The organism is Parafrankia irregularis, from assembly GCF_001536285.1.
Lineage (GTDB): Bacteria > Actinomycetota > Actinomycetes > Frankiales > Frankiaceae > Parafrankia > Parafrankia irregularis.
On the sequence record NZ_FAOZ01000018.1, the window covers coordinates 1 to 15,899 of the forward strand.

Annotated in this window: 11 protein-coding genes; 3 read left to right on the forward strand and 8 right to left on the reverse strand. The window is 70.5% G+C overall.

The window, feature by feature from the left end:
* Positions 1–354 (forward strand): cytochrome P450 (locus AWX74_RS23610; protein WP_131799526.1); only part of this gene is annotated, 354 nt, incomplete at its 5' end.
* Between the two features lie 95 nt (positions 355–449).
* On the opposite strand, the gene AWX74_RS23615 is transcribed toward AWX74_RS23610, so the two are convergent.
* The 6 genes from AWX74_RS23615 to AWX74_RS23640 all read right to left on the reverse strand — a co-directional run bounded on the left by AWX74_RS23615 (position 450) and on the right by AWX74_RS23640 (position 9,407).
* Entirely contained in the window at positions 450–3,341 is a 2,892-nt protein-coding gene (locus AWX74_RS23615) for an ABC transporter permease subunit (protein ID WP_091281047.1), read from the reverse strand.
* A 45-nt stretch (positions 3,342–3,386) separates the two neighbouring features.
* The gene (locus AWX74_RS23620; RefSeq protein WP_091281050.1) at positions 3,387–4,178 is read right to left on the reverse strand and encodes an ABC transporter ATP-binding protein; all 792 of its coding nucleotides are present in this window, start codon (positions 4,176–4,178) and stop codon (positions 3,387–3,389) included.
* A gap of 383 nt (positions 4,179–4,561) precedes the next feature.
* Complete coding sequence (locus AWX74_RS23625; protein WP_091281054.1) at positions 4,562–5,542, reverse strand: zinc-dependent alcohol dehydrogenase; 981 nt, start codon at positions 5,540–5,542, stop codon at positions 4,562–4,564.
* An 83-nt stretch (positions 5,543–5,625) separates the two neighbouring features.
* The gene (locus AWX74_RS23630; protein WP_091281059.1) at positions 5,626–6,411 is read right to left on the reverse strand and encodes an alpha/beta fold hydrolase; all 786 of its coding nucleotides are present in this window, start codon (positions 6,409–6,411) and stop codon (positions 5,626–5,628) included.
* Positions 6,412–6,420: 9 nt separating this feature from the next.
* Entirely contained in the window at positions 6,421–8,085 is a 1,665-nt protein-coding gene (locus AWX74_RS23635) for a flavin-containing monooxygenase (RefSeq protein WP_207550400.1), read from the reverse strand.
* A 149-nt stretch (positions 8,086–8,234) separates the two neighbouring features.
* Positions 8,235–9,407: a thiolase family protein gene (locus tag AWX74_RS23640; protein WP_091281061.1), complete on the reverse strand. Its 1,173-nt coding sequence runs from the start codon at positions 9,405–9,407 to the stop codon at positions 8,235–8,237.
* A 404-nt stretch (positions 9,408–9,811) separates the two neighbouring features.
* Between AWX74_RS23640 and AWX74_RS23645 the strand changes: the two genes are divergently transcribed.
* Positions 9,812–11,530: a class I adenylate-forming enzyme family protein gene (locus tag AWX74_RS23645; RefSeq protein WP_091281064.1), complete on the forward strand. Its 1,719-nt coding sequence runs from the start codon at positions 9,812–9,814 to the stop codon at positions 11,528–11,530.
* 94 nt (positions 11,531–11,624) lie between these two features.
* Complete coding sequence (locus tag AWX74_RS23650; RefSeq protein ID WP_193209695.1) at positions 11,625–13,091, forward strand: aldehyde dehydrogenase family protein; 1,467 nt, start codon at positions 11,625–11,627, stop codon at positions 13,089–13,091.
* A 156-nt stretch (positions 13,092–13,247) separates the two neighbouring features.
* On the opposite strand, the gene AWX74_RS23655 is transcribed toward AWX74_RS23650, so the two are convergent.
* Positions 13,248–13,994 carry a FadR/GntR family transcriptional regulator gene (locus tag AWX74_RS23655; RefSeq protein ID WP_091281066.1) on the reverse strand — a complete coding sequence of 249 codons (747 nt, stop codon included), beginning with the start codon at positions 13,992–13,994 and terminating at the stop codon, positions 13,248–13,250.
* A gap of 277 nt (positions 13,995–14,271) precedes the next feature.
* Positions 14,272–15,783 carry an acyl-CoA synthetase gene (locus AWX74_RS23660; RefSeq protein WP_091281367.1) on the reverse strand — a complete coding sequence of 504 codons (1,512 nt, stop codon included), beginning with the start codon at positions 15,781–15,783 and terminating at the stop codon, positions 14,272–14,274.
* Positions 15,784–15,899: the final 116 nt, after the last annotated feature.

Sequence of the window (15,899 nt, forward strand, 5' to 3'; positions counted from 1 at the left end):
TCCCCCGTCAAGCACTTCATGCGCACCGCCACCCGCGACACCACCATCCGCGGCGTCCCGATCCCCGCCGGCGACGCCGTCCTGCTGTCCTACCCCTCGGCCAACCGCGACGAGGACGTCTTCACCGACCCGCAGACCTTCGACGTCGGCCGCACCCCCAACAAGCACGTCGGCTTCGGCTTCGGCGCCCACTACTGCCTCGGCACCCACCTCGCCCGCCTCGAAGCCCGCGCCCTCTACACCGAACTCGTCCCCCGCCTGCGCGAGGTCGAGCTCGCCGGCACCCCCGAGTACATGCAGACCGTCTTCGTCGGCGGCCCCAAACGGCTCCCGATCCGCTACAAGATCTCCTGACACCGATCCGGTACAAGATCTCCTGACACGAGACTCGCCCGGCCACTGGCGTGGCCGGGCGAGGGGCATTCGTGACCAGCGGCGTCCCGCTGCTGTCAGTCGTTCGACGGGCCGGACGGGCCGCCGTCGACACGGGATCCCGCGCGGGTCCCCACCTTCTCCGCGACCGGTGCCGTCTCCGGTTCCGTGCCCGGCTCGGCTCCGACCTCCGCCGGCTCGACGGCCACGCCCAGGTAGGCGGAGGCGAGACGGTCGGAGTCGACCGCACTGACCGGACCACTCCAGGAGATGTTCCCGACGGTGAGGAACGCGACCCGGTCGGCCAGCGCCAACGCGTCGCGGGTCTTCTCCTCCGCGATGAGCAGTGCGGTGCCCCGGCCCTGCAGTTCGCGCAGCGCCGTGTAGATCTGGTCGATGACCAGCGGTGCCAGGCCCAGGGACGGTTCGTCGGCGATGAGCAGGCGCGGCGGCCGCACCAGTGCCGGCGCGAGGGTGAGCATCTGCTGCTCACCACCTGACATGGCGCCGGCGAGCTGGCGACGACGCTCACCGAGCACCGGGAAGGCGTCGTAGGCCGCGGTGCGCTCGTCCTCCTGCCGCAGCCAGAGCATCAGGTTCTCCTCGACCGTGAGGTCGGGGAAGATGCCCCGGCCCTCAGGTGCGAGGTAGATGCTGTCCCGCTCGCGACGCTGGGCGGGGGTTCGGGTCACGTCCGTGCCGGCGAGCATGACCGTGCCCGCGCTCGGGGCCAGCAGACCGCCGATGACGGCACACAGGCTGCTCTTGCCCGCGCCGTTGCCACCGAGCAGCGCGACCGCCTCGCCGGCGGCGACGGTGAGGTCGATGCCGTGCAGCACCTCGATCTCGCCGTAGCTCGCACGCACGCCCTGGACCCGCAGCACCACCGGGCCCGCAGGCTCCGCCGTCGTGTCAGCCACCGCGGCCGCTGTCTCGGACACTGCCGTGGCCCTGGACGGAGCCGTCGCCTCGGACACAGCCGTCACCCCCGACACAGCCGTCACCTCCGACACAGCCGTCACCTCCGACACAGCTACCACGTCGGCGGTGCCCGCCGCCGCCCTGGAGCGTCGTCGTTTCTGGCTCGAGCGGCCGATGGCGGCCAGCGCTCCGTCCGGGTCACGAGCCAGGCCGATCGCGCCGAGGCCGAACAGCACCTGCATGAAGTAGGACGAGGCCGGGACGGCCTCGAACGCCTGCGGCGCGAGCGCGCTGACCAGGCCGGCGAGAACCGCGCCGGCCGGCCGGCGAATACTGAAGGTGACGGTCGTGGCAAGCCAGACCAGGCCGAGCAGAACGTCGTAGTCGGTGTTGGTGACCCGTCCCCGGCTGGTCGCCAGCATCACCCCGCCGAAGCCGGCGATCGCCGCCGAGATGACGAACACCAGCAGTTTCATCCGGTCGACGGCGATGCCGCTGGTACGCGCACCGACCTCGGTGGAGCGCACCGCGAGCATCGCGCGCCCGGTACTCGACGTACGCAGCGCGTGCACCAGCCAGAGCACCAGGCCGACGAGCACGAGCATGAGGACGACGAGCCACCGCGGGTTCTCCGTGTCGACGATCCCCAGGTCGGGCGCCGGGACGGCCCAGCCGGAGCTGCCGTTGGAGATGTCGTGGATCTGGAAGAGCAGGTTCTGCCCGATGTACGCCAGCGCCAGGGTTGACAGGGCGAGCGGCAGACCGCCGAGCCGGCGGGCCGGCAGCGCCACGATCAGCCCGGTGATCGCGGCCACCGCGGTCCCGGCGAGCAGTGCGAGGAGGAACGGGACGTCATGCCCGATCAGGATGCCGGCGGTGAACGCACCCGAGAGCACGAACGCCGCCTGGGCGAGACTGACCATCCCGCCGACACCCGTGACGACCGTGAACGACATCAGCACGATCGCGGTCGCCAGCCCCTGTGCGAGCAGCCCCGCCCAGAAGTCCGTCGCACCGAACGCCGTGTAGGCCAGTAGTCCCGCGACCACGGCGGCCCACAGTGCCCGCCGGGCCCACGGCGAGGCCTCGGTCGGATCGTCCGCCGGTGGCTTCTCCTCCAGCGTGGCCCCGGCGCTGCGGCCACGTTCGGCACCGAAGTAGATCAGCAGGCCGAACAGGATGATGAACGGCACGGCGGTCGGGAAACCGGTGATGTCCAGGTCGACGTAGCCCGCGACCAGGTTCTGGGCCACTCCCAGGAGCAGCCCGCCGCCCATCGCCACCGGGATCGAGGCGAACCGGGCCAGCACGACGGCCGGGATCGACACGAAGAGCATCGTGTTGAACGTGAAGCTGCCGAGCCCGAACATCGGCGCCAGCAGCACACCGACCAGGCCGGCGAGGCCGCAGGACAGGATCCAGGAGACGGCCGAGGCCCGGTCCGGGTCGACACCGCGCAGTGCGGCGATCTTCGGCCGGCTCACCGAGGCACGCATCTCGAGGCCGATCCGGGTGTGCCGCACCAGCCACCACAGCAGCAGCGCGGCGAAGATCGCCGCGCCCAGCATGGCCAGCTGGTTGGTGTCGATGACGAGCCCGTCCCCGAGGGAGAAGCTCTCCTTCGGGGACGGGCCGAGACCGGGGATGAGGAACACGTCCTCGATCGCCGGGAGATCCCAGTGCGCCTTCTCGCGCAGCATCGCGGTGACCCACAGCGCGAACGCGGGTAGCGCGATCAGCAGGCCGAGCGTTCCCACCATCCGGGCCGCGATCGACGCCTCCCGCAACGGATTGAACAGCACCCGGTGCAGCAGCCAGCCGAGCAGTGGCGCGAACACTCCGACGCAGAGGAGAGCCGCCGGCACCACCGGCATGTCCTGACCGGTGTTCAGCTGGAAGAAGAGATAGGCGGTCGCGAACGCGACCCCGCCCTGCCCGAAGTTGAAGACTCCCGACGTCTGATAGGTGAGGGTGAGCCCCGACGCCAGAATCGCGTATAAGGCGCCGGAGACCAGACCTGCGACCACCAGGCTGAGAAATTCGGTCACGTGTTCCTCCCCCAGTGAGTCTTTACAGCTGGCATCGCCGGCCGGTCAGCCAAGGTAGGCATCGCGGACTCTTTCATCACGCTGGATCTCGTCCGGGGTTCCTTCCGCAAGCACCGAGCCGAGGTTGAGAACGGAGATCCGGTCACAGATCCGCATCACGAACCCGGCGTCGTGCTCGACCAGAAGGACCGCGCAGCCCTCGCTCCGCAGCGACTCGATGAGATCACCGAAACGCGCGGACTCCGCGGCGTCCAGGCCCGAGGTGGGCTCGTCGAGCAACAGGAGGGTCGGGCGATCCACGATCGCCCGAGCCAGCTCGACGAGTCGCTGCTGCCCCAGTGGCAGTGAACCGGAGGTGATCCCGCGGACGGCCGTCAGGCCACACCACTCGAGGACCTCGGCGACCCGCTCCCGGCGTTCACGCTCGTGCCGCCGCCGCGCCGGCCAGCCGCACAGGTCACCCAGGACACCCCCGCCGCCACCTCGCCATTCCAACGCTGCCAGCACGTTGTCCTCCACCGACAGCCAGCTGAAGACCTGGGCACGTTGGAAGGTCCGACGCATGCCCATGCGGGCGCGTGCGGTCGAGGACCGGCCGGTCACGTCGGCGCCGCCGAATCGCACAGAGCCGCGGCTGGCCGGGGTGATCCCGGAGATGACGTCGAACAGCGTCGTCTTTCCCGCACCGTTCGGCCCGATCAGGCCACGCACGGTTCCCGGTGCGACCTCAAGGTCGACGTCGGTGAGTGCATGCACGCCGCCGAATCGTTTGCTGACGCCGCCGAGCGCCAGAAGTGGGCCGTCAGCGGGGGCAGCGGGTGCCGCCGGGGTGGGCATGGGGCCTCCTGTGTCACGCACGAGGTGATCGATATGCGGCGAGCCGTCGGCCAGGACGGTGAACGGGACCCGTCAGGGTCGGCGACGACGACGTCCGAGCCGGGGTCAGTACGACGGCTGCCCGGCACCGGCTCCAGGCCCTCTAGCCCCGACATGTGACGACTCACACAGAAGCGTAGCCGATAGATATATATGTTTCTAGTCCGGCGTCAAACGGCGATCGCCGAACGCCCACGCGGTCGCCCCGCGCAGGCGTCGGCGCGATCCACAGAACCTGGAGGCCACGGGATTGGGTGACGTCCGGCGAACCGGGCGGCAGATGATCCACGACGGAACGTGGCCCGCAAATGAGCTAGAGATTTAAGGTGCCAGACGACGCGGGGTCAGGGCCGGAGGAGAATCTTCGCGCTCGCGGTGACGTTGGCGAGATCGTCGAAGGCCTCGTTCACCTCGCTGAGGCCCACCCACCGGGCGATCAGCGGCTCCGGGTCGATCTGCCCGCCGGCGAACGCGTCGACGACGGTGCGGAACTCCTCGGGGGTGTAGTAGACGGCGAAGCCGACCGAGACCTCCTTCATCAGGGCCGCGACCGACGCGAACGGGGTCGGCTCGATCGTCACGCCTGCCATCACGATCCGGCCCCCCGGCCGCGCGACGGTCACGCAGGCGTCGAGCAGCGATGCCCTGCCCGCGCACTCGGCGACGAAACTGTAGGTGCCGGCGGCGACCTCCTCGACGGAGCCGACGACCTCGGTCGCCCCGAAGGATGCCGCGGCTGACCGGCGGATGGCCACCGGGTCGACGGCGGTGATCCGCCGGGCGCCGCGTTGGCGCGCCCACGCGATCGTCGTGAGGCCCACCGTCCCGGCGCCGACGACGAGCACGTCGTCGCCTTCGGTCAGGTGCCCCGTCCGGGCGATGTGCAGGCCGACCGCGAACGGCTCCACCAGCGCGCTGTACAAGGGATCGATCCCCGGTGCCAGCGGGATGGCGGCGGCCGCGGTGACCACCGCCAGCTCCGCGAAACCGCCCCCACTGCCACCGAGCCCGACCAGGCGCACCTGCGGGCAGTGGATCACCCGGCCGGAGGCGCACCACTCGCATCTCCCGCAGGAAAGCGCGGGCAGCACCGCGACCTGGGTGCCCTCCCGCCAACCCGTCGTCTCCGGGCCGATCCCCACGACCTCCCCGCCGAACTCGTGCCCCATGATCTCCCCTGCGGGCATCGCCGCCCGCGCCTTGACGTCCGAGCCGCAGAACCCGCACGCGGTGACGCGGAGCAGGAGTTCGCCGGGGCCCGGGGACGGATCCGGGACCTCGCTGATCTCATACCGGCCCCCGGAAGCGATCACAGCCGCACGCATGACACCTCGCTTGTTCCACGACCGGCCCACGGTCGCGTGAGATCGACGTCTGTCGTGGCCACCACAGGCAGCCGAGGAGCAGCTCAGGCGAGCGATTCCAGCCACGCGGTGAGAAGGGAGTTGAACTCGGCTGGACGCTCCTGGTGCAGCCAGTGGCCGGCGCCCTCCCAGGTCACCACCCGGGACCGCGGGTCCGTGAAGATCGCCTGCTCGGCGGCGGCCCGCGTCGGGTCGGCGTAGAAGGTCAGCACCGGGCAGGTCCGCCTGCGCAGGTAGGGCGCGCTGTGCGAGTGCAGCGCCATCCCGGTCGCCTGGGCCTCCAGCGCCTGGCGCAGCACGTGGTCGGCCATGCCGGCGATACGGCGAACCTGCCAGGTGCGCAGGGCCAGGTCCCGGGCCGGGGAATCCATGCCCCCCACCAGCTGCTGGACCAGGGGAACCGGGTCGGACACCGCGAGCAGGTCGAGCAGCGGCCGGATGCCGCCGGCGATCTCGTCCGGGAGCAGGTAGGCCGGGTCGACACCGACCATGGCGGCCACCCGGTCGGGGTGTTCGACCGCCAGGCTGCCGGCGACGCTGCCACCCATCGAATGACCGACGGCGACGACCCGCTCCACCTCGAGCTGGTCGAGCAGCCCGGCGAGGTCGGCGGCGAACTGCGTGGTCGTGTAGCCGTCGGGTGGCGCGCTGGAGCGCCCGTGACCGCGGAGGTCGACGGCGATCACCCGCCGGCTGGCGGCCAGGTACGGCAGCTGCCAGCTCCAGTCATGCGAATCGGAGGTGTAGCCGTGGATGAGCAGCAGCGGCAGGTCGCCGGTGCCCTCGTCGGTGAAGAACAGCCGGACGTCTCCGACCTGTGCGAACGCCACCGGAGGCCCCTAGGAGATCTTGAAGCCGGAGTAGCCGGCGGCGACGACCTGATCACACTGTTTGTGGAACTCCGGAACGCCGGCGACGTAGGTCGTGTACATCCGCTTCTTGCCCGGGACGTTGGCGCCGTTGTACCAGGAGTCGCACTTCGGGTGGAGCAGCACGCTGCCCGCCACGAGCGCCTGCACCCCGTCGATCCACTCGCTCTGTGCCTCGGGAAGCGTCTCGATCGTCTGGTGGCCACCGCCGCGCAGGTGGGCCACGCAGTCCGCTATCCACCTGATCTGGTACTCCATGGTCGCGAGGTAGTTCGACGCCGCGGACGGGCTGCCCGGCCCCTGGATGAGGAAGAGGTTGGGGAAGCCGGCGACCCCCAGGCCCAGGTAGGCGACGGGACCCTCGTCCCGCCAGACGTCGCCCAGGACAACACCTCCCCGACCACGGACGTCGATGCGCGTCAGCGCGCCCGTGAGGGCGTCGAAGCCGGTCGCGAAGAGGATCACGTCGACCTCGTGATGGCCCTGCCCGGTCCGGATGCCGGTGGGGGTGATCTCCTCGATCGCGCCCTGGCGCAGGTCCACCAGCGTGACGTTGTCCCGGTTGAACGTCTCGTAGTAGCCGACGTCGATGATCGGCCGCTTGCAGCCGAACGGGTAGGTCGGGGTCAGGCCGGCGGCCGTCCGCGGATCCCGCACGATCAACGCGACCGCCTCGCCGTACAGCGCGGTCGCCAGCTCCCCCGCCTCGGGGTCGGACAGCACGTCGCTCCAGTACAGCGCTCCCCTGACGCCGTTCTCCTCGATCGCGCGCAGCTGCTCCTCGCGCGTCGCCGTCTTCAGCGGCGGGAAACCGCCCATGTTCATGAACACGGAGAAGGCGCTCGTGCGGGCCGCGCCCACGTGGGCGACCAGCTGGGCGGCCCGGATGTCGTCGTAGTTCGCCTTGAGCTCGTCGAGCTCGCCCGGCTCGTAGGGACGGGCGGGCGAGGGCAGCGTGTAGGCGGCGGACCGCTGCAGGACGTAGAGGTGTTCCGCCTGCTCGGCGACCACCGGAATGATCTGGACGCCGGTGGAGCCGGTTCCGATCACCGCCACCCGCCTGCCGGCGAGGTCGAAGCCCTCGCGCGGGTACTGGCTGCTGAACAGGACGGTGCCGCCGAAGGTGTCCAGGCCGGGTATGCCCGGGTCGAGCGGCGCGGAGAGGATGCCGGTGGCGGCGACGACGAACGGCGCGGTGAAGCTCTCCCCCGCCTCGGTGCGCACCGTCCACGTCGAGTCGGCCTCGTCGAAGGACATCTCGACGACCCGGGTGTCGAACTGGATGTCGCGGCGCAGGTCGAGCCGGTCCGCGACGAAGTTCAGGTAGGCCTCGATCTCCGGCTGGCCCGGCAGCACCTCGGACCAGTTCCACTCCTGCTGGAGCTCCGGGGAGAAGCTGTACGAGTACTCGATGCTCTCGATGTCACAGCGCGCACCGGGGTATCGGTTGAACAACCAGGTTCCGCCGACGCTGTCGGCGGCCTCGAGCACCCGCACCCGCAGGCCGTCGGCTCGCAGCCTGTGCAGTGCGTAGAGGCCGGCGAAGCCCGCACCCACCACGATGGCGTCATAGTGCCGGTCCGCGGCGTCCGTCAGCCGGGCGGCACCGGCCCGTGTTCCGTTCCCGTCGCTCACGGCCACGCCCCCACGAATCGCTGATGTAAGTCGGACCCCCGCATAGCTCTAAATATTTCGCCGGTGGCGGGTGTCGTCAAGGGAGCGGCCAGCGCCGACCGGGCGCCAGACCGGCACCGACCGCTCCCCGGCCCGTCAGCCCGGCGGGGTCAGAGGGCCTCGATGACCATCGCGGCACCCATGCCACCGCCGGCACACATCGACACCACGCCGAGCGCGTTCCCCCGGCGGCGAAGCTCGGCGACCATGGTGACCACCATCCGCGCGCCGGTGGCCGCGATCGGGTGGCCCAGGCTCGCGCCGCTGCCGTTGATGTTCACGATCTCCGGCCGGATCCCGAGCTTGCGGATCGTGGCCACCGGGACCGAGCAGAACGCCTCGTTGACCTCGAAAAGATCGATGTCGGCGAGTGTCAGACCCGCACGGTCCAGCGCCTTCGGGATCGCGAGGGAGGGGCCGAGGCCGGTCAGCGCCGGGGCCACCCCGACCGAGGCCCACGACCGGATCCGGGCCAGCGGGCGCAGACCGTGGGCCTCGGCGTACTCGTCACTGGCCACCGTGACGGCGGCCGCCGCGTCGTTGAGACCGGCGGCGTTGCCTGCGGTGACCGTCGGGTTCGGCAGCTCAGGGTGCAGTAGCCGCAGCTGGGCCAGCCCTTCCACCGTGGTGCCGCGGCGGGGGAACTCGTCGGTGTCGAACAGCCGGGTCGAGCCGTCCGGCTGGGGCACCGGCACCGGCACGATCTGCTCGGTGAAGTACCCGCCGTCGATCGAGGCGATCGCCTGCGCGTGGCTGTACACGGCCCACTCGTCCACGTCGAGACGGGTCAGGCCCAGCTCGCGGGCGGTGTTCTCACCGACCGTGATCGACATGTCGAAAGCCGGGGCCTCCGGGCTCTCCGGGTGCGACGCCGACACCCAGGTCACCGGCTGCCCGTCCGCGCCCTTGCGGGTGGTGGTCATCGCGCTGTTGCTGAGGCTCTCCGTCCCGCCGGCGATGACGACCTTGTCCATGCCGGCCCGGACGCTGCCCGCGGCGATGGCGACCGCGCTCAGCCCGCCGGCGCAGTGCTGGTTGGTGGCGACCCCGGCGATGTCGTCGAGGCCGAGCCGTACCGCGATGTTGCGGGCGATGACCCCGCCACCCTGGTAGGCCTCGGCGAGCACCAGGCTGTCGACGTCCCGGGCCGGCACGCCGCTGCGCTCCAGCACCGCGGGGACGACGACCTCCGCGAGGTCGAAGGCGTCCAGGCTCACCAGCGATCCCTTGCGGGCTCGTCCGATCGGGGTGCGGGCGGTCGAGATGATGACTGCTTCGGTCACGGTGGACTCCTCCGGGAGGTTGACTGTGCCCGGGGACGCCGGACACCGACGGCGGATGGTGCGCGAACCGGGCACGGCCGGGCACCAGGCTTCGGGGGGCCGCCGGGTGCGAACTCATCACTCGCCCGAGCACTCGCCGCACCGCGGGCCGGCGCCCGGTACCCGACCTCACACCACCGAGCCCGTGATACATCTACATCTAACAACGTGTGGCGGGTTCGATGCATCGCGATGCTCCTGCTGCTCCGTTGGTCCACCGCAGGTGCGCGCCCGCGATCCGACCACCGATACATCTGGATGTTTTGGGGTCAATGAGGTACAACCCATCGTGGGAAGGTCCGTCGACCTGCGGTTCCGCGGCCGGAACGGACAGGGACCCACGCGCGAAGGGCGGTTCTCCCGCGATGACCCGACATAGCCTGGCCGGCTCCGGCATCGCGCCGGTCTACCGCGACGATCCGCGGCTGGCGCCCCTCGTCGGCCCCGGTGGGCCGTTCGAGGTCGATGACGTCGAGATCCACGGCGTCCCGTTACGCGACTTCGTCCGCGGACCGCGCACCGTCAACGACATCTTCCTGATGGGCGCCGCCCACCAGGCTCTGATCCACACGGTCTACCAGGGTGAGCGGCAGACCTTCGCCCAAACCCGGCTGCAGGCGCGGGCGGTGGCGGCGCAGCTGCGGCTGGTCCACGGCGTGCGCCCCGGCGACCGGGTCGGCATCGCCATGCGCAACCTGCCGGAGTACGTCACGTCGTTCTGGGGCGCCCTGCTCGTCGGCGCCATCGTCACGCCGCTGAACGCGTGGTGGACCGCACCGGAACTCGACTACGCGTTACGCGACGCCGCGGTGTCGGTGCTGTTCGCGGACGAAGAGCGCCTGAGGCGGGTGCGCGCGGCCGGCAGGCCCGACGGCCTCACGCTCGTCGGCGTGCGTTCCGACCTGGGTGACGTCCCGTTCGCCGAGCTCACCGCCGCGGAGCCGATCGACGACGACTCCGTCGCCCGGCTGGACCGCGACGACCCGGTGACGCTGCTGTTCACCTCCGGCACCACCGGACGACCCAAGGGCGCTGTCAGCACGAACCGGGCGATGACCGCCAACATCTGGAACATGGCCTTCGCGAACCTGCGTGAAGGCGTCGTCGCCGGCCGGGCGCCGCGCGAGAACCGCCAGCCCGCGACGCTCTCGACCGGGCCGATGTTCCACATCGGCGGTGTCACCACCATCATCTCCAGTCCGCTCGGCGGCGCCAAGATCGTGATGATGCGCCGGTGGGACGTCGAGGAGGCCCTGCGCCTCGCCGCCGCGGAGCAGGTGACCGCGCTCGGCGGTGTCCCAGCCGTCGCGCGGCAGATACTCGAGCACCCGCGGACCCCCTCGCTCGCCGAGCACGTCCGAGGTTTCTCGATCGGCGGTGCCGCCGTTCCCCCCGACCTCGTCGCGCGTGCCGTCGAAGTGCTCGGCCCCGACGTCCAGGTCTTCAACGGCTACGGTCTCACCGAGACGACCTCCGCCGTGGTGACCAACGTCGGCGTCGAGTTCCAGGCGCATCCGGACTGCGTCGGCCGGCCGAACCTCACCGCGGACGTGCGGGTGCTCGGCGCGGACGGCGAGCCGCTCCAGACCGGCGGGACCGGCGAGGTCTGCTTCCGCTCCCCGCAGGTGGCCAGGGGCTACTGGAACGACGAGGCCGCCACCGCGACGTCGTTCCAGGACGGCTGGTTCCGCTCGGGTGACGTCGGCTTCCTCGACGACGAGGGCTTCCTGCACGTCGTCGACCGGCGCAAGGACGTGGTGATCCGGGGCGGCGAGAACGTCTACTGCACCGAGGTCGAGGCGGTCCTGCACGAGCATCCGGGCGTGGCCGAGGTGACCGTCGTCGGGCTGGACGAGCCGATGTTGGGCGAGCGGGTCTGCGCGGTGGTCGTCCCGCGGCCCGGTGCCACACCCGGCATCGAGGAGCTGCGGGCCTTCGCGGCCGACCGGCTGGCCGTCTTCAAATGCCCCGAGGCGCTGTACGTCATCGCCGAGCTGCCGAAGACCGCCACCGGCAAGGTGGCCAAGAACGACGTCCGTGCACTGATCACGGACGACACCGACAGGATCGTCCGTGCCTGGTGACCCGCGCCGAGCGCCGCTGACCACCAGACCAGGCCGGTCCGCATTTCCGCAACCACGTGTGCCGGCGAAGCCGGCGCCTCCGGAGGGCTGAACCGTGTCCGAGCACCGCCTGTTAATTGACGGAAAGCTTGTCGAGGCCGAGGGCGGCCGGGTGTTCGACAACATCAACCCGGCCACGGAGGAGGTGCTGGGAGTCACCGCGGACGCCTCCCGTGCCGACATGGAACGGGCCGTCGGTGCCGCCCGCGCCGCGTTCGACCAGACCGAGTGGTCGCGTGACCCCGGGGCCCGCAAGCGGGGCCTGCTGCAGTTGCAGGCCGCGATCGAGGGCGAGGTCGAGGAACTGCGGGCCGAGCTCGTCGCGGAGGTGGGCTGCCCGGTCATCACCACCTACGGCCCGCAGCTCGACGCACCCCTGCGGGAGGCGCTGCGCTGGCCCGCCGAGCAGATCGAGTCGTTCCCGTGGACGCGCTCGCTGCCGGACCACGACGCGTTCGGCATGGGCTTCCCCTCCGCCCGCGAGGTCTGGAAGGAGCCCGTCGGCGTCGTCGGGGTGATCGTGCCCTGGAACTTCCCCCTCGAGATCGCGCTGAACAAGCTCGGCCCCATCCTCGCGATGGGTAACACCTGCGTGCTCAAGCCCGCCCCGGACACACCCTGGAACACGACCCGGCTGGGCCGCCTGATCGCTGAGAAGACCGACATCCCGCCGGGCGTCGTGAACATCGTCGCCTCCTCCGACCACCTGGTCGGCGAGGTGCTCTCGACCTCGCCGGACGTCGACATGGTCGCCTTCACCGGCTCGACGGCAACCGGGCGACGGGTCATGCAGGCCGCGGCCGCCACGGTGAAGCCGACGTTCCTCGAGCTCGGCGGCAAGTCGGTGAACCTCGTCCTGGAGGACGCCGACTTCACGAAGGCGATCCCCACCGCCGCCATGGTCTGCATGCACGCCGGGCAGGGATGCGCCATGCCGACCCGGCTGCTCGTCCCGAACTCCCGCTACGACGAGGCGATCGAGCTCGCCAAGGTCGCGTTCGAGGGCGTGAAGTACGGCGACCCGACCGACCCGTCGGTGCTCCAGGGCCCGCAGGTCTCACGCCGCCAGCAGGAGCGGGTCCTCGGCTACCTCGACTCCGGCCGCCAGCAGGGCGCCCGCGTTGTTCTGGGCGGCGGGGTACCGAAGGACCTCGACCGCGGCTACTTCGTCGAACCGACCCTGTTCGCCGACGTCACACCCGACATGACCATCGCCCAGGAGGAGATCTTCGGCCCGGTCCTCGTCGTCATCGGCTTCGACGACGATGACGACGCCGTCCGCATCGCCAACAACTCCGTCTACGGCCTGTCCGGAATGATCACCTCCGGCGACCTGGACCGGGCCAAGGCCGTCGCCCGGCGGATCCGCACCGGAACCCTCGGCATCAACGGCGGCATGTGGTACGGCGCGGACGCCCCCTTCGGCGGTTACAAGCAGTCCGGGATCGGCCGCCAGTGCGGCCTCGAGGGCCTGGAGATCTTCACCGAGACCAAGACCGTGGGGTGGCCGGCAGGCAGGTGACCGGCACCGCGCACCGCACCTGGGCGGTGACGGCGCGGTGGCCCGGGTGGTGACGACGGATGGCCGTCACCACCCGGGCGACGGTCAGGCACGGCAGAGCCCGTCCGCCGTCGCGGATCCGCCCGTCCCCCCGCCCTCCCACGGCCGGGCGCCGGGTCAGTAGTCGTCGATCAGGTCGACGACGGCCTCCGCCCGAGCACTGGGCGCCAGTTTGCCGAGGGCGACCATGTGCGATCGCCAGTGTTCCTGAGCGCCCGGACCGTCGCAGGCCACGATGAGCTCGACCAGGCGGCGCTGGGACCGGACACTGCGTCTCCGGTTGGCGAGCGAACCGGCGACGCCCCGGTCCTGCGCCGCGGCGACCGAGCGCGCGACGATGTCCGTCAGCATCTCGGCCACGATGGCGAGAGTCTGGTTCCCGGCAAGGGCGAGCAGCCGCTGGTGGAACTCCGCGTTCACACGCGCGAACGCCCCCGCGTCGCCCATCACCGCCTCCTGCTCGGCGATCAGCGCCTCGAGCTCGGCGACGGCGGCGAGCCTGGTGTCCAGGTCGGCGACCCGACGCGCCGCCAACGGCTCGAGATGGCTGCGCGCGACGAAGACATCCGCCAGCGAAACGTTACGGGCGAGGAGCATCAGCGCCGCGGTGCGCGCGGTCGCCTGCTCGTCCGGATGACGCACGAAGATCCCGCCGAGGACACCGCGCTGTACCGAGATCAGCCCCTGGGCCTCCAGGATGCGCAGCGCCTCACGCAGCGAGGGCCGGGAGACACCGAACCGCGCCACCAGGTCGGATTCACGGCCAAGCAGGTCGCCGTCCGTCAGCTCCCCGCTGACGATGAGGCGGCGGAGCTCGTCGGCGATCTGCTGGGGCTTCTCCCGGGGCGAGCCTTTCGATGCCATGGGCCCTCCCCGTCTGCAGTTCGCGGTCACGGTATCGCTGATGATGACCGAGCCCTGATGGTTTGACATCCTCCCCGGCCTGAAGGCCGCCCTCGAAGGCGGGGCTCGGGCCAGGCTCCACCCCGACATGGTGGCCGGGGTGGAGCAGCTACTCGCCCAGCGGAACCCCACCACTGGCTGACTGCACCGCACGGAGACGGAAGGGCCTGGCCACCTTGTCAAAGCAGCCACGCCGTTCCCGTCGGGCCCCGCCCGCCTTCCGTCACGTGGGCGCCGGTCACCGTGTTGCCTCCGGGGGCAGCAGTCGCCGGGCGACCTTCCCGGTCAGCAGGCGCGGCAGCTCGGCCAGGAACACCACCGAACGCGGCGCCTTGTAACGGGCGATGCGATCCCGAACGAACTCGATGAGCTCCACCTCGAGCGCCGCGGAATCCGCCGGCGGTGCCACCGGCTGGACGACAGCGCGCACGGACTCCCCCATCTCCGCGTCCGGCACGCCGATCACCACGACGTCCGCGACCGCCGGATGCAGGATCAGCGCGTCCTCGATCTCACGCGGATAGATGTTCACCCCGCCCGAGATAATCATGTTCGACGCACGGTCGGTGAGATAGAGATACCCCTCCTCGTCGACCCAGCCGATCTCCCCGAAGGTGCCCCAGCCCTTCTCGTTGAACGCACTGGCCGTCTTCTCCGGATCTCCGTGATAGGTGAAACCGTTCGGTGACTCGAAGTACACCCTGCCCTCTGTGCGCGGCGGCAGCTCGCCGCCGTCCTCCCCGACGATGTGCACCGGCCCCAGCATGGATTTCCCGACCGATCCCGGATGGGCAAGCCATTCCTCCGGTCCGATCACGCAGAACCCGATGCCCTCACTGCCGGAGTAGTACTCGTGGACCACCGGCCCGAGCCAGTCCAGAACGGCCCTCTTCACCTCCGGCGGACACGGCGCCGCCGCGTGCACGAGAGTCCGAAGGCTCGACAGGTCGAACCGGGCCCGGTCCACCTCGGGCAGCTTCAACAACCGCACCAGATGCGTCGGCACCACCTGAGCCAACGTCACCCGATGGCGTTCGATCAGCCCAAGGAACTCACCCGCGTCGAACCGTTCGACCGCCACAACCGTGCCGCCGATTCGATGGATAGCCGTCGCCCACCCCAGCGGAGCGGCGTGGTAGAAAGGCGCCGGACTCAGATAGACGGTGGACTCGTCGCCGCCGAAAAGGAACCGAACCATCGCGGTGAAGCCGGTGGGTTCACCGAGGGGGCGACCGACCATCGCCGGGGTGATCCCCTTGGGCCGGCCCGTGGTACCCGACGAGTAGAACATCCAGTTGCCCTCGCATTCGTCGCCGATCGGCGACGTGGGATGGGCTGCGAGAGTCTCCTCGTAGGAGACGAACCCGTCGATGGGCCCGCCCACGGCGAGTCTCACCTTCAGTGCCGGCGCGTTGATGCCGGCCGCGATTTCCGCCCGCGGTGCCGACGCGACCAACGCCGTCGCACCACAGTCCACCACGATGTACTCGGCCTCGGCGGCGGACAGATGCCAGTTGATCGGTGTGACGAGCAGCCCGGAGCGCAGCCCCGCCCACACGACCTCGAAATACTCCGACCGGTTCTCCATCAGCACGGCCAGATGACTGCCCGTCTCGAGCCCGAGCGACCTCAGCGCGTGTGCCAGCTGGTTGGAACGTGCCTCGAGCTCGGCGTACGAAACAGTCCGGTCCCCGATGACCACCGCCGGACGGTCAGGCGCCGTCTCCGCGAACCGTTTCGGATGCTCCATGTCCACGTGGACTCCCTCACCGGCCTGTGACGCCCACAAAACTCCAGGCAATTGATATAGATATATATCAACGCCTCTCGTCGCGCACCTGTCCACAGCCGGCGCCAGGCAGCCCG